The organism is Actinoplanes sp. URMC 104 (assembly GCF_051386375.1).
In the GTDB taxonomy this organism is placed as follows: domain Bacteria; phylum Actinomycetota; class Actinomycetes; order Mycobacteriales; family Micromonosporaceae; genus Actinoplanes.
Map to the genome: position 1 here is coordinate 2,518,706 of NZ_JBPQTO010000002.1, position 18,269 is coordinate 2,536,974.

Genomic DNA, 18,269 nt, shown 5'->3' on the forward strand with positions numbered 1-18,269 from the left:
GGCTCGACCACGTCTGGGGATCTTTCTTTGACCGCGCCCGCCGTGCCTGCCTCCTCGCCCGCCTCCACGGGCGAGATGGCGCGTATCCCGGGGATGAAGACCCACCGCAACGCCGAGCTGGGTCTGCTCGCGTTCGCCATGGTGCTGGTGGCGGCGTACGGCGCCACCGTCGAGGCGAGCCGCATCGGTGAGATCACCCCCACGTTTTGGGTACCGGCCGCGTTGCTGAGCGTCCTGTTCCTGGGCCTGCACGTGGTGGTCCGCTACACCGCGCCGTACGCCGACCCCGTGCTCATCCCCGCGGTAGCCCTGATCAACGGGCTGGGCGTGGGGTTCCTGCGGCGGCTCGACATCGGCGACGCGCTCTCGGAGCGCAAGCCGATCCCGGGCATCTTCTCGGGCATCGGCGGCCGCCAGCTCGCGTGGACGCTGATCGCGCTGATCCTCGCGGCGATCCTGCTGCTCGTGGTCCGTGACCACAAGGTGGTCTCGCGGTACGCGTACACCCTGGGTCTGACCGGCATCGTGCTGGTGATGATCCCGGCCGTGCTGCCCGGGAGCTTGTCGGAGGTCAACGGCGCGAAGCTGTGGATCCGCATCGGGTCGTTCTCGATCCAGCCGGGCGAGTTCGCGAAGCTGGCCCTGGTCTCGTTCTTCGCGTACTACCTGGTGCGCAAGCGTGAGGTGCTCTCGCTCGCCAGCCGCCGCTTCCTCGGCATCGACCTGCCGCGCGGGCGCGACCTCGGCCCGGTCGTCACGGTGTGGCTGCTGAGCCTGCTCGTGCTGGTGTTCGAGAAGGACCTGGGCACCGCGCTGCTGTACTTCGGCCTGTTCGTGGTCACGCTCTACGTCGCCACCGAGCGGGTCAGCTGGCTGATCATCGGTCTGCTGCTGTTCTTCGGCGGCGTCTACCTCGCCTACCTGCTGGGCGCCTCGGTGGGCGGCCCGTTCGCGAACTTCTACGACCGCGCGCAGGTCTGGCTCGACCCGTTCGCCACCGAGAACTACGACCGCATCGGCGGCAGCTACCAGCTCGTGCAGGGCCTGCTCTCGCTCGGCACCGGCGGGCTGTTCGGCACCGGGCCCGGCGCCGGCTCCCCGCGGTTCGTGCCCGAGGTGCAGAACGACTTCATCTTCGCCGGCATGGGCGAGGAGATCGGCCTGTTCGGCCTCTCCGCGCTGCTGGTGCTCTATCTGCTGATCGTCGAGCGGGGGCTGCGTTCCGCGCTGGCGGTGCGCGACTCGTTCGGCAAGCTGGTCGCCGGCGGCCTGTCGTTCACCCTGGGTTTGCAGATCTTCGTCATCCTGGGTGGCATCACCGGGCTGATCCCGCTGACCGGTCAGACGACGCCGTTCCTCTCGTCCGGCGGATCGTCGCTGATGGCCAACTGGCTGCTGATCGCCATGCTGCTGCGGATCTCCAACGCGGCGCGCGGACCGGCGGCCAGCGGCGGCGGAGGCGACCGGGCCGGTGGCGGCACCAAGAAGGCACCAGTACAACTGCACGGCGCTCCGACGGAGGTGATCAAGCCGTGAACGCACCACTTCGACGGGCCGGCGTGGTCACCCTCGTGCTGTTCGGGCTGCTGTTCGCGAACCTGAACTGGGTTCAGGCGTACAAGGCCGACGACTACCGCACCAACGACTACAACCGCCGGGTCGTGGTGGCCCAGTACGAGCGGCCGCGCGGTGTGATCGAGGTGGGCGGCACCGGCGTGGCGACCAACAAGGTCACCGACGACGCCCTGAAGTACCTGCGCGTCTACCCCCGCAAGGAGAGCTACGCGCACGTCCTCGGCTACCGGCCGGTCGGCCTGGCCGCGACCGGCATCGAGAACGCCGAGAACGACTTCCTGTCCGGCGAGAGCGACGCGCTGTTCGCCGACCGGGTCAAGGACATGTTCACCGGCAAGAACACCGGTGGCGGCAACGTCCTGCTGACGCTCAACGCCAAGGCGCAGGCCACGGCGTACAAGGAGCTGGTCAACAACGAGCGCGGCGTCGACAAGGGCGCGGCGATCGCGATCGACCCGCGTACGGGCGCCGTGCAGGCCATGGTCTCGATGCCCAGCTTCGACCCGAACCCGCTGGTCAGCCACGACGAGAAGGCCGCCGCGGCCGCCTACAACAAGCTGAGCAAGGACGAGGACCAGCCGCTGCTCAACCGGGCCACGGCCGAGACCAAGCCGCCCGGCTCGACGTTCAAGGTGATCGTGTCCGCGGCCGCCCTGCAGAACGGTTATCAAACCGATACCGAGATCCAGGCGGGCAGCCAGTACGAGGAGAGCGGAGCGGTCATCCGCAACTCCGAGGACGAGGTTTGCCCTGGTAGCCAGATCGACCTGAAGGAAGCGCTGACCGAGAGCTGCAACACCGGCTTCGCCCGGCTCGGCGTCACCCTGGGCCGCGACAAGGTCATCAACATGGCCAAGGCGTTCGGTTTCGCCGACGACCAGCTGACCGTCGGCAACCTCGAGGGCAGCGGCCTGCCGGTCGCCGCGAGCGACACCGGCAAGATCCTCAACCCGGACGGCAGCGCCGACAAGGGCGCGCTGGCCCAGTCGTCGATCGGCCAGCGCGACGTGCGGATGACGCCGATGCAGGGCGCGCTGATCGCCGCGACCGTCGCCAACGGCGGCAAGCAGATGCGCCCCTACCTGGTGCAGAAGCAGCTCAGCCCCGACCTGCGCACGATCTACACGGCCAACCCCAAGGTCCTGCGTACGCCGATCAATGACCAGGTCGCGACCGGGCTCAAGGAGATGATGGTCAGCGTCGTCGAGAACGGCACCGGCAAGCGCGCCCGGATCGACGGCATGGAGGTCGGCGGCAAGACCGGCACGGCGGACAACGCCGAGGGCGCCGACCCGCACGGCTGGTTCATCGGCTTCGCCTTCAACGACAAGGGCGAGGCGGTCTCCGCCGCGTGCGTCATGCTGGAGAACGTGCCCGGTGGCCACGCCAGCGCCGAGGCTGCCCGGATCGCCGGGCTCATCATGGCAGCGGCGGCGGGCCGGGGAGGGGACTGAGCATGATCAGCCCTGGGGTGACCCTCGGCGGCCGGTACCGTCTCGACGAGCGGATCGCCGGCGGTGGGATGGGCGATGTCTGGCGCGGCACCGACGAGGTGCTGGGCCGGACGGTCGCTGTCAAGATCCTGCTGCCCGCGCTGCTCGACGAGCCCGGCTTCGCCGAGCGGTTCCGGGGCGAGGCCCGCACCATGGCCACGATCAACCATCCCGGGGTCGTCGACGTCTACGACTACGGCAGCGACCAGCAGCTCGCGTTCCTGGTCATGGAGTACGTCGAGGGCGACGCCCTGTCCCGCACGCTGAGCCGGGTCGGCCGGCTGACCCCCGCCCGCACGATGGCGCTGATCGCCCAGGCGGCCGACGCGCTGCAGGCGGCGCACGCCAACGGCATCGTCCACCGCGACGTGAAGCCCGGCAACCTGCTCGTGCGCCCCAATGGCACGCTGGTGCTGACCGACTTCGGCATCGCCCGCTCGGCGCTGGTGGGCCAGCTCACCGTGGCCGGCTCGGTGCTCGGCACGGCGTCCTACATCTCTCCCGAGCAGGCCTCCGGAGCGGTCGCCACGCCCGCCTCCGACGTGTACGCGCTGGGCGTGGTGGCCTACCAGTGCCTCTCCGGGCACCGCCCGTTCGACGGCGCGACGCCCATGGAGATCGCGATGAAGCACGTCCGGGAGACGCCGCGGCCGCTGCCGGGCGACATCCCGCCGCAGGTGCGCGCGATCGTCGAGCGTGCCCTGGCCAAGGACCCGAACGCCCGCTGGCCCTCGGCCTCGGCGCTGGCCGCCGTCGCCCGGCAGGCCGCCGCCTCGCTGGCCTCGACCGCGCAGCACCCGGTCGGCCAGCCGGTGCGCGCCGCCGGCTCGGTCGGCTCGGTGGGGGTGCACCCGCCGACCGGCTATCCGTCGAGCGGCGCGCCGATGCCCGGCTCACCGGTGAGCGGCACGGCCCGACCGCCGTACCCCCCGGTCTCCCGGCCCACCTCGGGCGCGCGGGGAGCCGCGTCGGTGCCCTCTTCGCCCCCCGTTCAACCGCAGCCCTACCGCCAGCCGTATCAACCACAGCTGGCGCCGGCCGCCAAGCCGGAGAGCTCCGGCGGGCGTCAGGTGCTGATCGTGCTCGCCGTGGTCCTGGCTCTGCTGGTCCTGCTCTGTGCCGGGGTCATCTCGTTCCTCTACAAGCAGGGCCAGGACAACCAGGCCGGCCGCGGCACGGCCGTCGTGCACACGGGCGTCGCCGTTGGGGAGCCATCGGCGGCGTCGTACCGTCCAATCACGCAGGCGGGTGCGAGTCCCGGCTGGATCCGAGCTAACGAAGGACGACAGACGTTATGACGGCGCAGGCCCGCCTGCTCGGTGGCAGGTATCAGGTCGGCGAGCTCCTGGGCTACGGCGGCATGGCCGAGGTGCACCGCGGACGCGACCTGCGGCTCGGCCGCGACGTGGCGATCAAGATGCTGCGCACCGACCTGGCCCGCGACGCGACGTTCCAGGAACGGTTCCGGCGCGAGGCGCAGAACTCGGCGGCCCTGAACCACCCGGCCATCGTCGCCGTCTACGACACCGGCGAAGAGATCTCCTCGACCGGCGAGAAGCTGCCGTTCATCGTCATGGAGTTCGTCAACGGGCGGACCCTCAAGGAGGTGCTCGCCCAGGAGCAGCGCATCCCCTACCGCCGGGCTCTCGAGATGACCGCCGACATCTGCGCGGCCCTGGAGTTCAGCCACCGGCACGGCATCATCCACCGGGACATCAAGCCCGGCAACGTGATGATCACGCAGAACGGCCAGGTCAAGGTCATGGACTTCGGCATCGCGCGGGCCCTGGCCAGCGGCGCGACCACCATGACGCAGACCAGCGCGGTCATCGGCACGGCGCAGTACCTCTCGCCGGAGCAGGCCCGCGGTGAGGCGGTCGACGCCCGTTCCGACGTGTACGCGGCGGGCTGTGTGCTGTTCGAGCTGCTCGTCGGCCACCCGCCGTTCGTCGGCGACAGCCCGGTCAGCGTCGCCTACCAGCACGTGCGGGAGGACCCGCGGGCGCCCAGCGACATCAACCCCGAGGTCCCGCCGGACGTCGACGCGATCGTGCTCAAGGCGCTGGCCAAGAACCCGTTGAACCGCTACCAGAGCGCGCAGGAGATGCGCGCCGACGCGCTGCGGGCCGTCGCCGGGCGCCCGGTCATGGCCACCCCGGTGATGTCGCAGGCCGAGACGATGGCGATGCAGGACGCGACCCCACGGCAGTGGCAGCCGCAGGCCGCCACGACCATGCAGCGGCCGGTGGCGGGCGGGCCTCCGCGGCCGCCGGAACGCCGGTCGTCGTCGTGGGTGTGGGCGTCGCTGGCGGCGCTCGGCGTGCTGGTCGTCGTCGTGCTCGGCGTCGCGCTGGCCAAGCAGCGCGACAACGACAACACCAACGCGTCCGCCGGGACACCGACCTCGGCGCCCGCGGTGACCCACACGATGCCCGATCTGGACGGCAGGACCGACGCCGAGGCGCTCAAGGCCCTGCAGGCTGCGGGCATCCCCACGGCGCAGATCTCGCGGGACAAGCCGACGACCGACTCCGACTGCAACGGCACCGTGGTCGAGCAGAAGCCCGCCGCGGGCAGCAAGGTCGGCGCCAACGACCCGGTGACCTATCAGCTGTGCCAGAAGCCCGACCGGGTGCCGGTCCCCGATCTGGTCGGATCGACCCGCGACAGCGCCATCAGCACGCTCGAGGACCTGGGTCTCAAGGCGGACCCGCGGGAGGTCGACAACCTCAAGCCGGCCGGCATCGTCGTCGAGGTCGAGAAGGCCGGCCGCGAGGTCGAGCCCGGCACGACCATCACCGTGAAGTACTCCAACGGGCGGCTGGTCAAGGTTCCCGACGTGGTCGGCAAGAACTTGGCGACGGCGCAGGGCACCCTCGACAACGCCGGCCAGTTCAACATCGCCACGGTCGACGTGCAGGACCCGAACGGCGAGCCCGGCACGGTCATCGAGCAGTCCCCGCGGGCCAACTCGACGGCCGAGAAGGGCGACAAGATCACGCTCACCGTGATCGCGGAGCCCGAGCCCGGCGACACCGATCAGCCGGACCCGGGCGACACCGAGACGCCGGGCACCGGGGGCAACGGCGGCACCGGCGAGAACGGCCTGATCGGCAATTCCGTCGGCACGCTGCGCCGGGAAGACATCTTCTGACGTACGCGGGAGGCGCGCCTAAGCGGTCGCGAAAGCGGCGCGGCGGCGCGTCTCCACCTCGGCGGCCAGCGGCGGCGCCTTCTCCAGCGCCTCCGGCAGGCCGCAGGAGGCCAGCCAGTTCGCCAGCATGGTGTGCCCGCCCTCGGTGAGCACGGACTCGGGGTGGAACTGCACGCCCTCGATCGGCAGCTCGCGGTGGCGCATCGCCATCACCACGCCCGACTCGGTGCGACCGGTTACCTCGATCTCGTCGGGCAGCGTCTCGGGCACGACCGCGAGCGAGTGGTAGCGGGTGGCGGTGAACGGCTCGGGCAGGCCCGCGAGCACGCCCTCGCCGTCGTGGTGCACCTCGGAGGTCTTGCCGTGCAGCAGCTCCGGCGCGCGTGTCACGGTGGCCCCGAACGCCGCGCCGATCGCCTGATGCCCGAGGCAGACGCCGAACATGGGCACCTTCCCGGCGTACGCCCGGATGACGTCCATCATGATGCCGGCGCGCTCCGGGGTGCCGGGCCCGGGAGAGAGCAGGATGCCCGCCGCCCCGAAGCCGCCCACGTCGGCCACCTCGATCTCGTCGTTGCGCCGCACCTCGCACTCGGCGCCGAGCTGGCCGAGGTACTGCACCAGGTTGAACACGAACGAGTCGTAGTTGTCGATGACCAGGATGCGCACGTCAGTCCCCAGGGATCTGGCCGCCGTTCGTGGCGGCGTCGGAGGGATGAGGCTCGTTCGACTCGGTGCTGTACGGGATCTCCTCGGGCGCCTCCTCGGGGGCGTCCGTCGAGGTCACGTCCGCGTTCTCGCCGCCGGTGCCCTGCTCGGTGCCGGTGCCGACCTGCACGTCGTCGAAGGGCAGCAGCGGCGTCGCCCACGGGAACACCACGTACCAGAGCAGCGCCGTGGTCGCCGCGACCAGCCCGAGCGAGCCGATCACCTTGCCCCACAGGCCGCCGGGCAGCTTGCGCCAGATCCAGGCGTACATCGCGTCACGCCCCCTGGATCTCGGCGGGCATGCCGGCCTTGTCGGCCTTCTGGTCCCGCTTGGCGGTCGACACCAGCTCGGCGTGGATGATGAGCCGCTCGTAGTTGTTGTATTTCGGGTTGCAGGTCGTCAGCGTGAGCAGCGCCCTGGTCGGCTTGGCCTTGGGCTTGCCGGGCACCGGGGCGACCACCTCGACCGCGCTGGGCTTGACGACCTCCTGCTGGTAGACGCGGTACACGTACCAGTTGGAACGGGTCTCGACGCCGATCACGTCGCCGTCCTTGAGCTCGTCGAGCCGCCAGAAGATCTTCTTGATCCGGTGGCCGGCGACCGAGAAGTTGCCGACCTGGCCCGGCTTCGCGGAGTCGGGGTAGTGGCCGGGCGCGTAGCGGATGTCGTCGGGCGTCACGCCGTCGACGACCACCCACTCCTTGTCGAACTTGGGGATGTAGAGCCGGCCCACCAGGTTGGAGCCGGGTGCGGCCGGTCCCTTCGAGGTGGCCGACGGGGTGGGGCCCACGGTGGGGTCGTTCCACGCCTGGTCGAGCTCGGTGTCGAGCGCGTTCTGCTCGTCCTGCACCTTGGCGGAGTTGCCGAACACCTCGTAGCCGGCGAACAACAGCACGATCAGGCCGAACGTGATCATCAGCTCGCCGGAGACGCGGACGGCGCCGCGGATGCGCGAGCCGAGCGTCGGGCGGGTCAGCTCGGAGTAGACGCTCTTGTAGCCCTCGCCGGTCTGCTCGGGGCGCAGCTTGACGACCTTCTCGCCGCGCTTGGGCTCCTCCGCCGCGGAATCGGCGGCCGGAGGCGGCGGCTGGGCGCCGGGCGGCGCGGGCGAGACCGAGGCAGCGCCGAGGGCGGCGTTGGGCTCGGCCTGCGCCTTCGCGGCTTGCGCGGCAACGCCGGGCACGGCGGACAGCAGCGCGGTGGGCGCCTTGACGGCGGGCGGCTGCTCGGCGGGCGGCTTCATGGCGGGCAGGACGCCGGTGGGAGCCTCGGACGTACGGATGACCGCCGTCTCGCGCGGGTCCTGCGCGGCGCCCGCGGGCAGACCGGGATTGACCGGCACCGCGGGCCGATGGTGATCACCCGGGCCGGCGAAGCCCTGCGCGCCGGCGGGCACGGGCGGCACCGGGGGGCGTACGCCGGTGGCGGGCGCGGGGTCGTCGAAGCCGGAGCCGCCCTGGGGGACGCCGCTGAACGGCGCGTTCGCGCTGCGTCCGGCCGGGTGGCCGAAGGCCGGGCCGGTCGTCAGCGGGCTGCCGAGGGCGGCGCCGGCCGCCGGAGCGCCGTACGGGCCGTTGGCGCGCTGGGGACTCCCGGGGACGCCGTAGGGGCCGCTGGGCCCGTTGACGCCGTCGTGGGGCGTCTGAGCGCCATGAAAGGGCGACTCGGTGCCGCCTTCGTGGGACCTCTGGGCACCGGGGGGCGGCTCGGCGAACGAGGACCCGTTCAAGGGGACGCCGTGCTCGTGCGGCCAGGCCGCGTCGGGGCGCTGTGCCCGGCCGGTCGGCGTGCCCGTCGGCGGGATGACCGGTGGCGGGATGACCGGTGGTGTGACCGTCGCGGGCCGGAACACCGCGGGCGGGGCGGCGGCCTGCTGCGCGGCGGCCTGGTGCTCGAAGGCCTGCTGCTCGGCGGCCGCGGCGAAGAAGTCGAACTCCTGGGCGGTACGTGCGATCCGCTGCTGGGCCTGCTCGTCGGCGCCCAGCACGGCCGTCTCGGCCGCGGAGGGCGGCGGCGGCGTCGCAGGCGGCGGGGTGCGCCGGGCTGCCTCGGCAGCGGTCGGCTGACCGCCGAGCCCGAGCGGCGGGGCGAGCGGCCCGCCGGGCACGCCGTCGGGCGACGCGTCGGTGATCCGCGGAATGTACGCCGTCTGGGCGTCGGCGTCGGGCGCGCGATGCCGCCCCGAGCCGCCCCCGGCGGACGGATTTCCCGGTGCGGCCATTACTTGGCAACCCGCGCGGATCGGAGGTCACTCGACCCGTCGTACGCCCGCACTGTCACGTTCCTCTCGACGGTTTCCGCGTAGCCGAGGCCGAAGTCGGCGACGGCATCCCGGAATTGCTGGACTCCTTCCGCGGACTCCAACGCGCGATGCATCGCTGTGGGTTCGCCAATAGCCGTGATCTTGAACGGCGGCGAGAACACTTGGCCGTGAAGCAGCAGCGTATTGCCCACACAGCGTACCGCGCTGGTCGAGATGACGCGGACATCCATGATCGACATTGCCTCGGCGCCACCGGCCCAGAGGGCATTCACGACCGCCTGCACATCGCCCTGGTGCACGACCAGATCGTCGTTGTCGGGAGCGTTCGCGGCCACGAAGTCGTTGCTGCGGCGCGACGAGTCGTCGAGCGTGACGGTGAGGCCCTGACCCTGCAGGGCGGTGAACCCGGCGGGCCCCAGGCGGCCGTCGGCGCGCCGGCGGGCCTGCTGCACCGGGCCGTCGACCCCGGCGAGGCGCGCCGTGTCCTGATCGACCGCCGCGCGAAGTTTCGCGGCCGTCTGCTCGCGCGCCTCGAGCCGTGCGCGCTTGTCGGCGATCAGCTGGGTGAGCTGGGGACGGCGGTCGTCGCGCAGCGCCGTGCCGTCGGCCGTGGTCGCCGAGGTGGTGAACAACAGGCCCGCGGCCAGCGCAATCAGCGGTACGCCCACGGACCAGCCGCGCGGGCGCAGCGCGGGCCGGCGTGGTTTCAGACCGCGCAATGCGCGGCGCAGAACGAGCCGCCACGAGGGCGTGCCGGTGGTGTATTCCACGTGCTCGTCTCCCCCCGGAAATCCGCGCCGGACATTTTCCTCGCCCGGCGGGTGCCTGTCCGCCCGCCGCCTTGACTACGCTAGCTGTCGAACATTAATCGCCACGGGCAGCATTCGGGGTCGCCGAAGCCGCTCAGCGGTGGGTTGTTCACCACTCGTTGCCCTCAGGAGAGCACCGTGCCGAAGTCTCAGGTCCGCAAGAAGAAGGTCTACACGCCGCCGACGGACATCCGTCCCGCGGCGACCGCGGCGTCCAAGAAGCCGAGCCCGGTGTGGCTGCCGATCAGCGCCGTCGCGCTGATCGTGATCGGCATCGCCTGGCTGGTCGTGTACTACCTGTCGTCCCAGCAGTACCCGGTGGAGTCGCTGCGGTACTGGAACCTGGCGATCGGCTTCGGTTGCATGGTGGGCTCGCTCGTCATCCTGTCGCGCTGGCGATAGCCCGGAACGCCCGCTACGCGCGGGTAGTGTGACTTCATCCGGATAAGCGCACCCCGCGCCGCTGGCTCGGGGTGCGCTTTGCGCCTGACGTGCAGCCGTCGATTACTCGTGGGTAACATGGGCTCGGCGGATAGCCGAGGCGAGGAGGCACACCACAGATGGGCATCGCGCAGATCGTCGCCACCGTCCTGGCCGGCGCCGTCACCGTCGTGGCAGTCGTGCTGGCGGTGCGCGCCGTGCTGACGATCACCGCGGTGATCCGGCAGGGCCGGCCCGACCCGACGCGCACCGTGGACCGCGGGACGCGCACGAAGACCATGCTGGTCGAGACCCTCGGGCACACGCGGATGCTCAAGTGGTCCGCGATCGGTGCGGCCCACTGGTTCGTGATGGTCTCCTTCATGATCCTGTTCCTGCTGGTGGTCGAGGCGTACTTCGAGGTTGTGGACCCTTCAGGTGGGCTGCCGATCGTCGGGCACTGGGTCGTCTACGGCCTGGTCACCGAGTGGATCGGCATCCTGGGCCTGGCCGGCATCCTGTACCTGATCTGGCGGCGGCAGCGCGACAAGCCCGGCAGCAAGAAGCGCAGCCGGTTCCTGGGCTCGACGATGTGGCAGGGCTACTTCGTCGAGGCCGTGATCGTGGGCGTGCTGATCTGCGGCTTCCTGATCCGCGGCTTCAAGGTCGCCAACGACACCTTCGAGTTCCCCGCGTGGGCCACGCCGCTGTCGCACGGTGTCGGCGCGCTGCTGCCGGCCGCGCACGACGGTCCCACCTGGGTGGCGCTGGTCAAGCTGTTCATCTCGATGGGCTGGCTGATCACCATCGCGCTCAACCCGACGATGGGCGTGGCCTGGCACCGCTTCCTGGCGTTCTTCAACATCTTCTTCAAGCGCGACCCGGCCAAGCCCGCCGGCTCGGGGCTGGGCGCGCTGCGGCCGATGATGAGCGACGGCAAGCCGCTCGACTTCGAGGAGGCCGATCCCGAGAAGGACCAGTTCGGCGTCGCCCAGGTCGAGCAGTTCACGTGGAAGGGCCTGCTCGACTTCTCCACCTGCACCGAGTGCGGACGGTGCCAGTCGCAGTGCCCGGCCTGGAACACCGCCAAGCCCCTGTCGCCCAAACTGCTCGTCCTCAGCCTGCGCGACCACGCGTACGCGAAGGCTCCTTATCTTCTGGCCGGTGGCGGCAAGGACCTGACCGGCGAGGAGAAGGCGACCGAGGCCCAGCTCGCGCACATGGACGTGCTGGCGCTGGCCGAGGGCAACCGCCCGCTGATCGGCACCGCCGAGGAGCAGGGCGTCATTGACCCGGACGTGCTGTGGTCGTGCACCACCTGCGGCGCGTGCGTGGAGCAGTGCCCGGTGGACATCGAGCACGTCGACCACATCGTCGACATGCGCCGCTACCAGGTGCTGATCGAGTCGAGCTTCCCGTCCGAGGCCGGCGTGATGCTGCGCAACCTCGAGAACAAGGGCAACCCGTGGGGCGCCCCGCAGAACACCCGTGAGGACTGGACCAAGGGCCTGGACTTCGAGGTGCCGCGGGTCGGCGAGAAGGACGACTTCGAGTACCTGTTCTGGGTCGGCTGCGCCGGCGCGTTCGAGGACCGGGCGAAGAAGACCACCCGCGCGGTCGCGAAGCTGCTGCACGAGGCGGGGGTCGACTACGCGATCCTCGGCGAGGGCGAGACCTGCTCGGGCGACCCGGCGCGGCGCATCGGCAACGAGTTCGTCTTCCAGATGCTGGCCCAGCAGAACGTCGAGACCCTGAACGAAGCTTTCGGGGACCGACCGGTCAAGAAGATCGTCGCGACCTGCCCGCACTGCTTCAACACGCTGGGCAACGAGTATTCGCAGCTCGGCCTCGAGGTCGAGGTCGTGCACCACACTCAGCTCCTGCAGCACCTGGTGGCCACGGGCAAGCTGACCCCGGTGCAGCCGGTCGACGGCGGCGTCACCTACCACGACCCGTGTTACCTGGGCCGGCACAACCGGGTGTTCGACGCCCCGCGCGAGGTCCTCGGCTCGGCCGCGGGCGAGATCACCGAGATGCCCCGCAACTCCGAACGCTCCTTCTGCTGCGGCGCCGGCGGCGCGCGGATGTGGATGGAGGAGAAGATCGGCAAGCGGATCAACGTCGAGCGTACGGAGGAGGCCCTGGCCACCGGCGCCAAGACCATCGCCGTGGGCTGCCCGTTCTGCTACACCATGATCGGCGACGGCGTCACCGGCAAGGGCGAGCAGGACAACGTCGAGGTCGTGGACGTCGCGACGGTCCTTCTGCGCTCGCTCAAACAGGAGGTATAGGCAGGCTCACCTCCGTCCCCGGCACACCCGGAGTGCCCTCGTCCGGCACAATGGGACCGAGGTGAACCGATCATGGACGGCGTGCTGCTGACCGCGGTGCTCCCGTTGGCGGCGTTCGCGCTGCTCACGGCGGGCAACGCGTTCTTCGTGGCCGCCGAGTTCGGGCTGGTCACCGTCGACCGGGCCGAGATCGCCACGCGGGCCGGCTCGGGCGACCGCCGGGCCCGCACGGTCGAGCACGCGCTGCACGAGCTGTCGTTCCAGCTGTCCGGCACCCAGCTGGGCATCACGCTGACCGCGCTGCTCACCGGCTACCTCGCCGAACCGGCACTCTCCAAGATCTTCGAGCCCGCGGTCGAGCCGATCGCCGGCGACGCCACCGAGGGCGTCACGCACGCGCTCGCGCTGATCGTCGCCACGCTCCTGTCGATGCTCTTCGGCGAGCTCGTGCCCAAGAACGCCGCGCTGGCCCGCCCGATGCGCGCGGCGCTGCTGACCGCCGCCCCGCTGCGGACGTTCTCCAAGCTCTTCAAGTGGGTGATCGGGGGCCTCAACGGATCGGCCAACTGGCTGGTCCGCCGGCTCGGCATCGAACCGCAGGAGGAGCTGGCCAGCGCCCGCTCGCCCGAGGAGCTGGGGCTGCTCGCCGCGATCAGCGCCCAGGCCGGCGCGCTGCCCGCCGAGACCGCCACGCTGATGCGCCGCACGATCCGCTTCGGCGAGAAACGCGCGGCCAAGGCGATGACCCCGCGGGTCGACGTGGTCGGGCTCAAGACCACCGCCAGCGTCGCCGAGCTGATCGCGGTGGCGCGCGAGACCGGGCGCACCCGCTTCCCCGTCTACGAGAACACGATCGACCTGGTCATCGGCGTGGTCGGGGTGACCGACGCGCTCGGCGTGCCACCCGAGCGGCGCACCGCCACCGCGGTGGCGACCATCGCGCGGGAACCGGTGTACGTGCCCGAGAGCCTCGGCCTCGACAAGGTGCTCGCGGCGCTGCGCGCGGCCGACGCCGACCTGGCGATCGTGGTGGACGAGTACGGCGGCACCGACGGGGTGGTCACGGCCGAGGACCTGATCGAGGAGCTGGTCGGGGAGATCGCCGACGAGTACGACGTCGAGCCCGCCGAAACCTCGACGCAGGAGCTCACGGCGCCCGACGGCGAGAAGACGTACCTGGTCGACGGCCTGCTGCGCGAGGACGAGCTGATGGAGCAGACCGGGTTCGCGCTGCCCGAGGGGCCGTACGAGACGCTGGCCGGTTTCCTGCTCGCCCGGCTGGGCCACATCCCCCTGGTCGGCGAGTCCTACGAGACCGACGGGTGGGAGTTCACGGTGATGGCCGTCGACCGGCACCGCGTCGAACAGGTGCGCGTGGCCGCCCCGCCGGAGGTCGCCGATGACTGAGCTGCTGGTCACCGTGCTGCTGCTGATCGGCAACGGGCTGTTCGTGGGCGGCGAGTTCGCGCTGATCGCCTCGCGGCGTACGGCGCTGGAACCGCTGGCCGCGACGAGCAAGCCCGCCCGCTGGGCGCTGTCCGCGATGGGGCAGATCCCGCTGATGATCGCCGGCGCGCAGCTGGGCATCACGATCTGCTCGCTCGGCCTGGGCGCGCTCGCCGAACCCGCGCTCGCGCATTTCCTCGAGGGCCCGTTCCACGCGATCGGCCTGCCGGAGGACGCCGTGCACCCGGTGGCCTTCGTGCTGGCCCTGGGCGTCGTGGTCTTCCTGCACACGGTGATCGGCGAGATGGTGCCGAAGAACATCACGCTCGCCGGGCCGGAGCGGGCGGCGCTGATCCTCGGCCCGTTCATGCTGGCGTTCTGCACCGCCACGAAGCCGCTGCTCAACGCCATGCGCTGGGCGGCCAAGGTGGTGCTGAGGATCTGGTCGATCGAGGCGACGGACTCGGTGAAGACCGTCTTCACGGCCGAGGAACTGGCCGGCATGGTCACCCAGGCGCGCAGCGAGGGGCTGCTCGGCACGGAGCAGTACGCCCGCATCCACGCCGCGCTCGGCCTGCACGACCGTACGGCCGGGGACACGCTGCGCCCCTGGTCGAGCGTCACCACGATCGCCGACGACGTCTCGCCCGCGACCCTGGAGGCGGTGGCGACCCGCACCGGCCGGTCACGCTTTCCGGTGGTGCAGCGCGAGACCCGCCGGGTGCTGGGGTTCGTGCACGTCAAGGACATCCTCGGGTACGCGGCGGAACGCCGCACGCGGCCCATCCCGCCCGAGATCATCCGGCCGCTCGCGGTGGTGGCGCCGGACCGTACGCTGGCCGACCTGCTGCTCACGATGCGCCGTGACCGCCTGCACATCGTGCTCGTGAGCGACGGCCGACGGCCGCTCGGCGTGATCACTTTGGACGACGTCGTGCACGCGGCCGTGGGCGAGCCCGGGCATCAGCTGACCCACTAACCATCGTCGGCGGGCCATTCAGGACAATAGTGTCATGGCTCGCAAACGGTGGTGGCTTGCTCTGGCGGGGGCCCTGATCCTCGTCGGTGGTCTCGCGTACGCCCAGCGTCCTTCGACGCCGCCGGCGTTCGCCAAGGTGAAGGCGTCGCCCGACGCGGTCCCGACGCCGCGTTCGCAGCGCCTGGTGGTCGGTCTGGCCGGGCTTCTGCCCGTGCAGCAGCCGACCGGCGCCGCCTCCGCGCCGCCCGGGCACATCGGCGTCGCGAAGGGCCCCGTGACGGTGCGATACACCTTCGACGGCGGTGTCGGCCGGCCGCTCACGGACGTCGCGGGCCGCCGCGCGCTGCGCCCCCTCGGCCAGAACGGTGGTGCGCTCCGCCTCGTACGGCAGGGTTCGGGTCTGGCCGTTTCCTATCCCGAACGGTGCCGCCTCGCGCGCGAACGCGACTGCCCGCGGGCGATCCTCGAAGGCTCACGCGACGACACGCTCAACCCCGGAACAAGGCGTTTGCGGTACGGCGCGTCCGTGCGCATGACCCACGCCGACCTCGCCGACGGCGCGAACGTGGTGCAGAAGGGCTACTCGGTGGGCGGCGACGGCCAGTACAAACTGCAGGTCGACCACCGGCTCGGACACCCCAGCTGCGTGCTGGCCGGCAGCGGCCACATCTATCGGGCCGAGCCCCTGCTCGACGTCGCCGACGGCCGCTGGCACGAGTTGGAGTGCGCCCGCTCCCACGACAGGCTGACCCTCACGGTCGACGGTATGCCCGCCGCCGAGGTCGCCGTGCCCGCCGACCTGTCCATCGCCAACGCCGAGCCGTTGCGGGTCGGCGGCAAGGGCACCAGCAAGAGCAACGACCAGTTCGCCGGCGAGATCGACAACGTCTTCATCAGCATCGACTGACCTTTTTTCGGCCCCTGCACATCCGTCGACGCCCCGACAGCGGGCGTGCTCCACTCACGAGATGCGATTCGATGCCGATACGAAGGCCTCGCCGCAGCAGGTACGCGACGCCCTCACAGACTTCACCCACCGCAGACTGCAGATCTGGAACCGCACCCTCGACCCGAAGACGTACGAGCTGCGCGAGCAGGGCGACACGTGGGCAGTCGCCCGGGAGAGCAGTCCCCGATCACCGTTCTGGGTGGTCGCCCGCTACGACTGGTCCGACGCCGCCGTGATCCGCTGGACGGTCGTGGAGAGCAGCTACGGCGGAGGCGGCGCCGGTTCCGTCCGGATCACCCCACGCCCCGGCGGCGGCAGCCGGCTGCACGTCGAGTGGACCAACACCGGCGCGCGCCTCTCCCAGCGGCCGATGCTGTTCCTGCTGCATCAGGCCCCCACTGCCCGCCTGATCTCCCGCCTGTGGTCGGCCACGCTGGACCGCTATGCCCGCGGCGGTCTTGGCTAGGGGGTGAAGGCCTTACGGACCTGAACTGCGACCTAACGGCACGTCTGTGGCGCAAATCTTGAGCGACCGCCGGGTGTCACGTCGGCCGGTGCGACGGACATTCGATGAGCTTTGGGGAGTTGCGCGGTCTACCCGGGAGAACCGACTACCCCGGGAGATCCCATGACCTCGATACATCCCATCGTCAGCACGCCCGATCTGGCCCGGCTGCGCGCCTTTTACGAGACGGTGCTCGGCGCGACGCAGACCCTCCGCGAGCCCGAGGAAGGCCCCGAGTTCTACGTCGAGCTGCGCATCGGCGGGTCCACGCTCGGGCTCGTGCAGAACGACGACACCCAGGTGGGTGCGCCGGTGCGGATCATCCTCAGCGCCGACGTCGGCGATGTCGACGCGCTGCTGCCCGCGGTGGAGTCGGCTGGTGGCACTGTGCCGGGGCAGGCCAACGACATGCCGTGGGGCCAGCGGGTCGCGCACGTCCTCGACCCGGACGGCAACATGCTCAACCTGACCGCCTGGCTCCGGCCACGGGAGGGCTACGGCTTGGGGTAGTCCTTGAGCGCGCCGCGGCTGGGGGTCCAACCGATCGCCGAGTACTCGGCGACGCCGCGCAGGACGTACGGGTCCTGGGCGATGAGCTCGCGGGCGCGTGCCTCGTCGTCGACGTTGAGCAGCACGACGCCGCCGGTGGGCGCGTTCTGGCGGCCGGCGGTCACGACCAGGCCCTGCGCCTCCAGGCCGTCCAGATAGGCCAGGTGCGCGTCGCGTGCCTCGTCGACCTGCTCGATCGGGGCCAGGTACTTCGAGATCATCAAGTACACGCAACGATCGTACGATCGGAGTCGTGGAAAACTTCGGGCGGTACGGCATCTGGATCCCTCACCGGCAGTGGCCGACGGACGCGAACGAGATCGCGTCGGCGGCGCAGGAGCTCGAGAGCCTGGGCTACGGCTCGGTGTGGATCGGCGGCAGCCCGCCGGACGACCTGCAGCTGCCCGAGGCGATCCTGGCCGCCACGTCGTCGCTGGTGGTGGGCACGAGCATCGTCGACATCTGGCACAGCCACCCCGAGGTGCTGGCGGCCAGCCACACGCGGGTGAGCACGCAGTTCCCGGGCCGGTTCTCTCTGGGCGTCGGCTCCGGTCACGCTCCGTCGGCGGCGTCGGTCGGGCAGGCGTACGTCAAACCGCTGACCAAGCTGCGCGGCTTCCTCACCGAGGGCCTGCGCCGGGTGCCGCCGGGCGAGCGCATGATCGCCGCGCTCGGGCCCAAGGCGCTGGCGGCCGCCCGGGAGCTGACCGCCGGCGCGCTGCCGTATCTGATGCCGCCCGAGCACGCCGCCGAGGCCCGCGAGATCCTCGGGCCCGACCGTCTGCTGATCCCCGAGCAGAAGGTGTTCCTGGGCACCGACCCGGCCGTCGCGCGCTCGGTGGGCCGCAGGGTGGTGAAGAGTTATCTGTCGCTGCCGAACTACACCAACGCCTGGCGCCGCTTCGGCATCACCGACGACGACCTGGCCGGCGAGGGCAGCGACCGCCTCATCGACTTCGCCGTGGCGTGGGGTGACGGCCCGGCGGTGCGCTCCCGCGTCGACGCGCACCTGTCCGCCGGGGCCGATCACGTCGCCCTGCAGGTCCTGTCGGCCGACGCCGGGCCGGTCCTGCCCCGTAAGGAGTGGCGGGCCATGGCGGAGGTCCTGTTCTAGAGGCGGGCCTCCG

Annotated in this window: 17 protein-coding genes; 12 read left to right on the forward strand and 5 right to left on the reverse strand. The window is 71.1% G+C overall.

What is annotated here, in order from left to right:
* Positions 1 to 75 precede the first annotated feature (75 nt).
* Genes ACSNN8_RS12740 through pknB form a run of 4 tightly spaced genes read left to right on the forward strand, consistent with a single transcriptional unit; the run spans position 76 to position 6,222 of the window.
* Positions 76 to 1,536 (forward strand): FtsW/RodA/SpoVE family cell cycle protein, encoded by a 1,461-nt coding sequence (locus ACSNN8_RS12740; protein ID WP_436649558.1) that lies wholly within the window; start codon positions 76 to 78, stop codon positions 1,534 to 1,536.
* A complete protein-coding gene (locus ACSNN8_RS12745; RefSeq protein ID WP_436649027.1) occupies positions 1,533 to 3,029 on the forward strand; it encodes a peptidoglycan D,D-transpeptidase FtsI family protein in 1,497 nt (498 codons plus the stop codon). Before ACSNN8_RS12740 ends, ACSNN8_RS12745 begins: the two co-directional genes overlap by 4 nt.
* 2 nt (positions 3,030 to 3,031) lie before the next feature.
* Positions 3,032 to 4,366: a serine/threonine-protein kinase gene (locus ACSNN8_RS12750; protein WP_436649028.1), complete on the forward strand. Its 1,335-nt coding sequence runs from the start codon at positions 3,032 to 3,034 to the stop codon at positions 4,364 to 4,366.
* The gene (gene pknB, locus ACSNN8_RS12755; RefSeq protein ID WP_436649029.1) at positions 4,363 to 6,222 is read left to right on the forward strand and encodes a Stk1 family PASTA domain-containing Ser/Thr kinase; all 1,860 of its coding nucleotides are present in this window, start codon (positions 4,363 to 4,365) and stop codon (positions 6,220 to 6,222) included. The genes ACSNN8_RS12750 and pknB overlap by 4 nt, the downstream gene beginning before the upstream one ends.
* 18 nt (positions 6,223 to 6,240) lie before the next feature.
* Here the strand turns inward: pknB and ACSNN8_RS12760 are convergent, their stop codons facing one another.
* The 4 genes from ACSNN8_RS12760 to ACSNN8_RS12775 are packed head-to-tail and all read right to left on the reverse strand — an operon-like array spanning position 6,241 to position 9,964.
* Positions 6,241 to 6,891 carry an aminodeoxychorismate/anthranilate synthase component II gene (locus tag ACSNN8_RS12760; protein WP_436649031.1) on the reverse strand — a complete coding sequence of 217 codons (651 nt, stop codon included), beginning with the start codon at positions 6,889 to 6,891 and terminating at the stop codon, positions 6,241 to 6,243.
* A gap of 1 nt (position 6,892) precedes the next feature.
* Positions 6,893 to 7,201, reverse strand: coding sequence for a hypothetical protein (locus tag ACSNN8_RS12765; RefSeq protein WP_436649032.1), 309 nt, complete (start codon positions 7,199 to 7,201; stop codon positions 6,893 to 6,895).
* 4 nt (positions 7,202 to 7,205) lie between these two features.
* Entirely contained in the window at positions 7,206 to 9,152 is a 1,947-nt protein-coding gene (locus ACSNN8_RS12770) for a class E sortase (protein ID WP_436649033.1), read from the reverse strand.
* A complete protein-coding gene (locus ACSNN8_RS12775) occupies positions 9,152 to 9,964 on the reverse strand; it encodes a DUF881 domain-containing protein (RefSeq protein ID WP_436649034.1) in 813 nt (270 codons plus the stop codon). Before ACSNN8_RS12775 ends, ACSNN8_RS12770 begins: the two co-directional genes overlap by 1 nt.
* 177 nt (positions 9,965 to 10,141) lie before the next feature.
* Between ACSNN8_RS12775 and ACSNN8_RS12780 the strand changes: the two genes are divergently transcribed.
* The 7 genes from ACSNN8_RS12780 (at position 10,142) to ACSNN8_RS12810 (ending at position 17,103) form a co-directional block, all read left to right on the forward strand.
* Positions 10,142 to 10,405, forward strand: coding sequence for a cell division protein CrgA (locus tag ACSNN8_RS12780; protein ID WP_436649036.1), 264 nt, complete (start codon positions 10,142 to 10,144; stop codon positions 10,403 to 10,405).
* Between the two features lie 158 nt (positions 10,406 to 10,563).
* Complete coding sequence (locus ACSNN8_RS12785; protein ID WP_436649038.1) at positions 10,564 to 12,714, forward strand: (Fe-S)-binding protein; 2,151 nt, start codon at positions 10,564 to 10,566, stop codon at positions 12,712 to 12,714.
* A gap of 72 nt (positions 12,715 to 12,786) precedes the next feature.
* On the forward strand, positions 12,787 to 14,121 hold the full coding sequence (locus ACSNN8_RS12790; RefSeq protein ID WP_436649039.1) for a hemolysin family protein: 1,335 nt from the start codon (positions 12,787 to 12,789) through the stop codon (positions 14,119 to 14,121).
* Positions 14,114 to 15,139, forward strand: coding sequence for a hemolysin family protein (locus tag ACSNN8_RS12795; RefSeq protein ID WP_436649041.1), 1,026 nt, complete (start codon positions 14,114 to 14,116; stop codon positions 15,137 to 15,139). Before ACSNN8_RS12790 ends, ACSNN8_RS12795 begins: the two co-directional genes overlap by 8 nt.
* Positions 15,140 to 15,173: 34 nt before the next feature.
* Positions 15,174 to 16,046, forward strand: coding sequence for a LamG domain-containing protein (locus ACSNN8_RS12800; RefSeq protein WP_436649042.1), 873 nt, complete (start codon positions 15,174 to 15,176; stop codon positions 16,044 to 16,046).
* 61 nt (positions 16,047 to 16,107) lie between these two features.
* Entirely contained in the window at positions 16,108 to 16,554 is a 447-nt protein-coding gene (locus ACSNN8_RS12805) for an SRPBCC family protein (protein ID WP_436649044.1), read from the forward strand.
* Positions 16,555 to 16,716: 162 nt separating this feature from the next.
* A complete protein-coding gene (locus ACSNN8_RS12810) occupies positions 16,717 to 17,103 on the forward strand; it encodes a VOC family protein (protein ID WP_436649045.1) in 387 nt (128 codons plus the stop codon).
* On the opposite strand, the gene ACSNN8_RS12815 is transcribed toward ACSNN8_RS12810, so the two are convergent.
* The gene (locus ACSNN8_RS12815; protein ID WP_436649559.1) at positions 17,088 to 17,363 is read right to left on the reverse strand and encodes a YciI family protein; all 276 of its coding nucleotides are present in this window, start codon (positions 17,361 to 17,363) and stop codon (positions 17,088 to 17,090) included. The two genes, ACSNN8_RS12810 and ACSNN8_RS12815, sit on opposite strands and share 16 nt — an antisense overlap.
* Before the next feature lie 32 nt (positions 17,364 to 17,395).
* On the opposite strand from ACSNN8_RS12815, the gene ACSNN8_RS12820 reads away from it, so the two are divergent.
* Positions 17,396 to 18,256 carry an LLM class F420-dependent oxidoreductase gene (locus ACSNN8_RS12820; RefSeq protein ID WP_436649047.1) on the forward strand — a complete coding sequence of 287 codons (861 nt, stop codon included), beginning with the start codon at positions 17,396 to 17,398 and terminating at the stop codon, positions 18,254 to 18,256.
* Positions 18,257 to 18,269 lie beyond the last annotated feature (13 nt).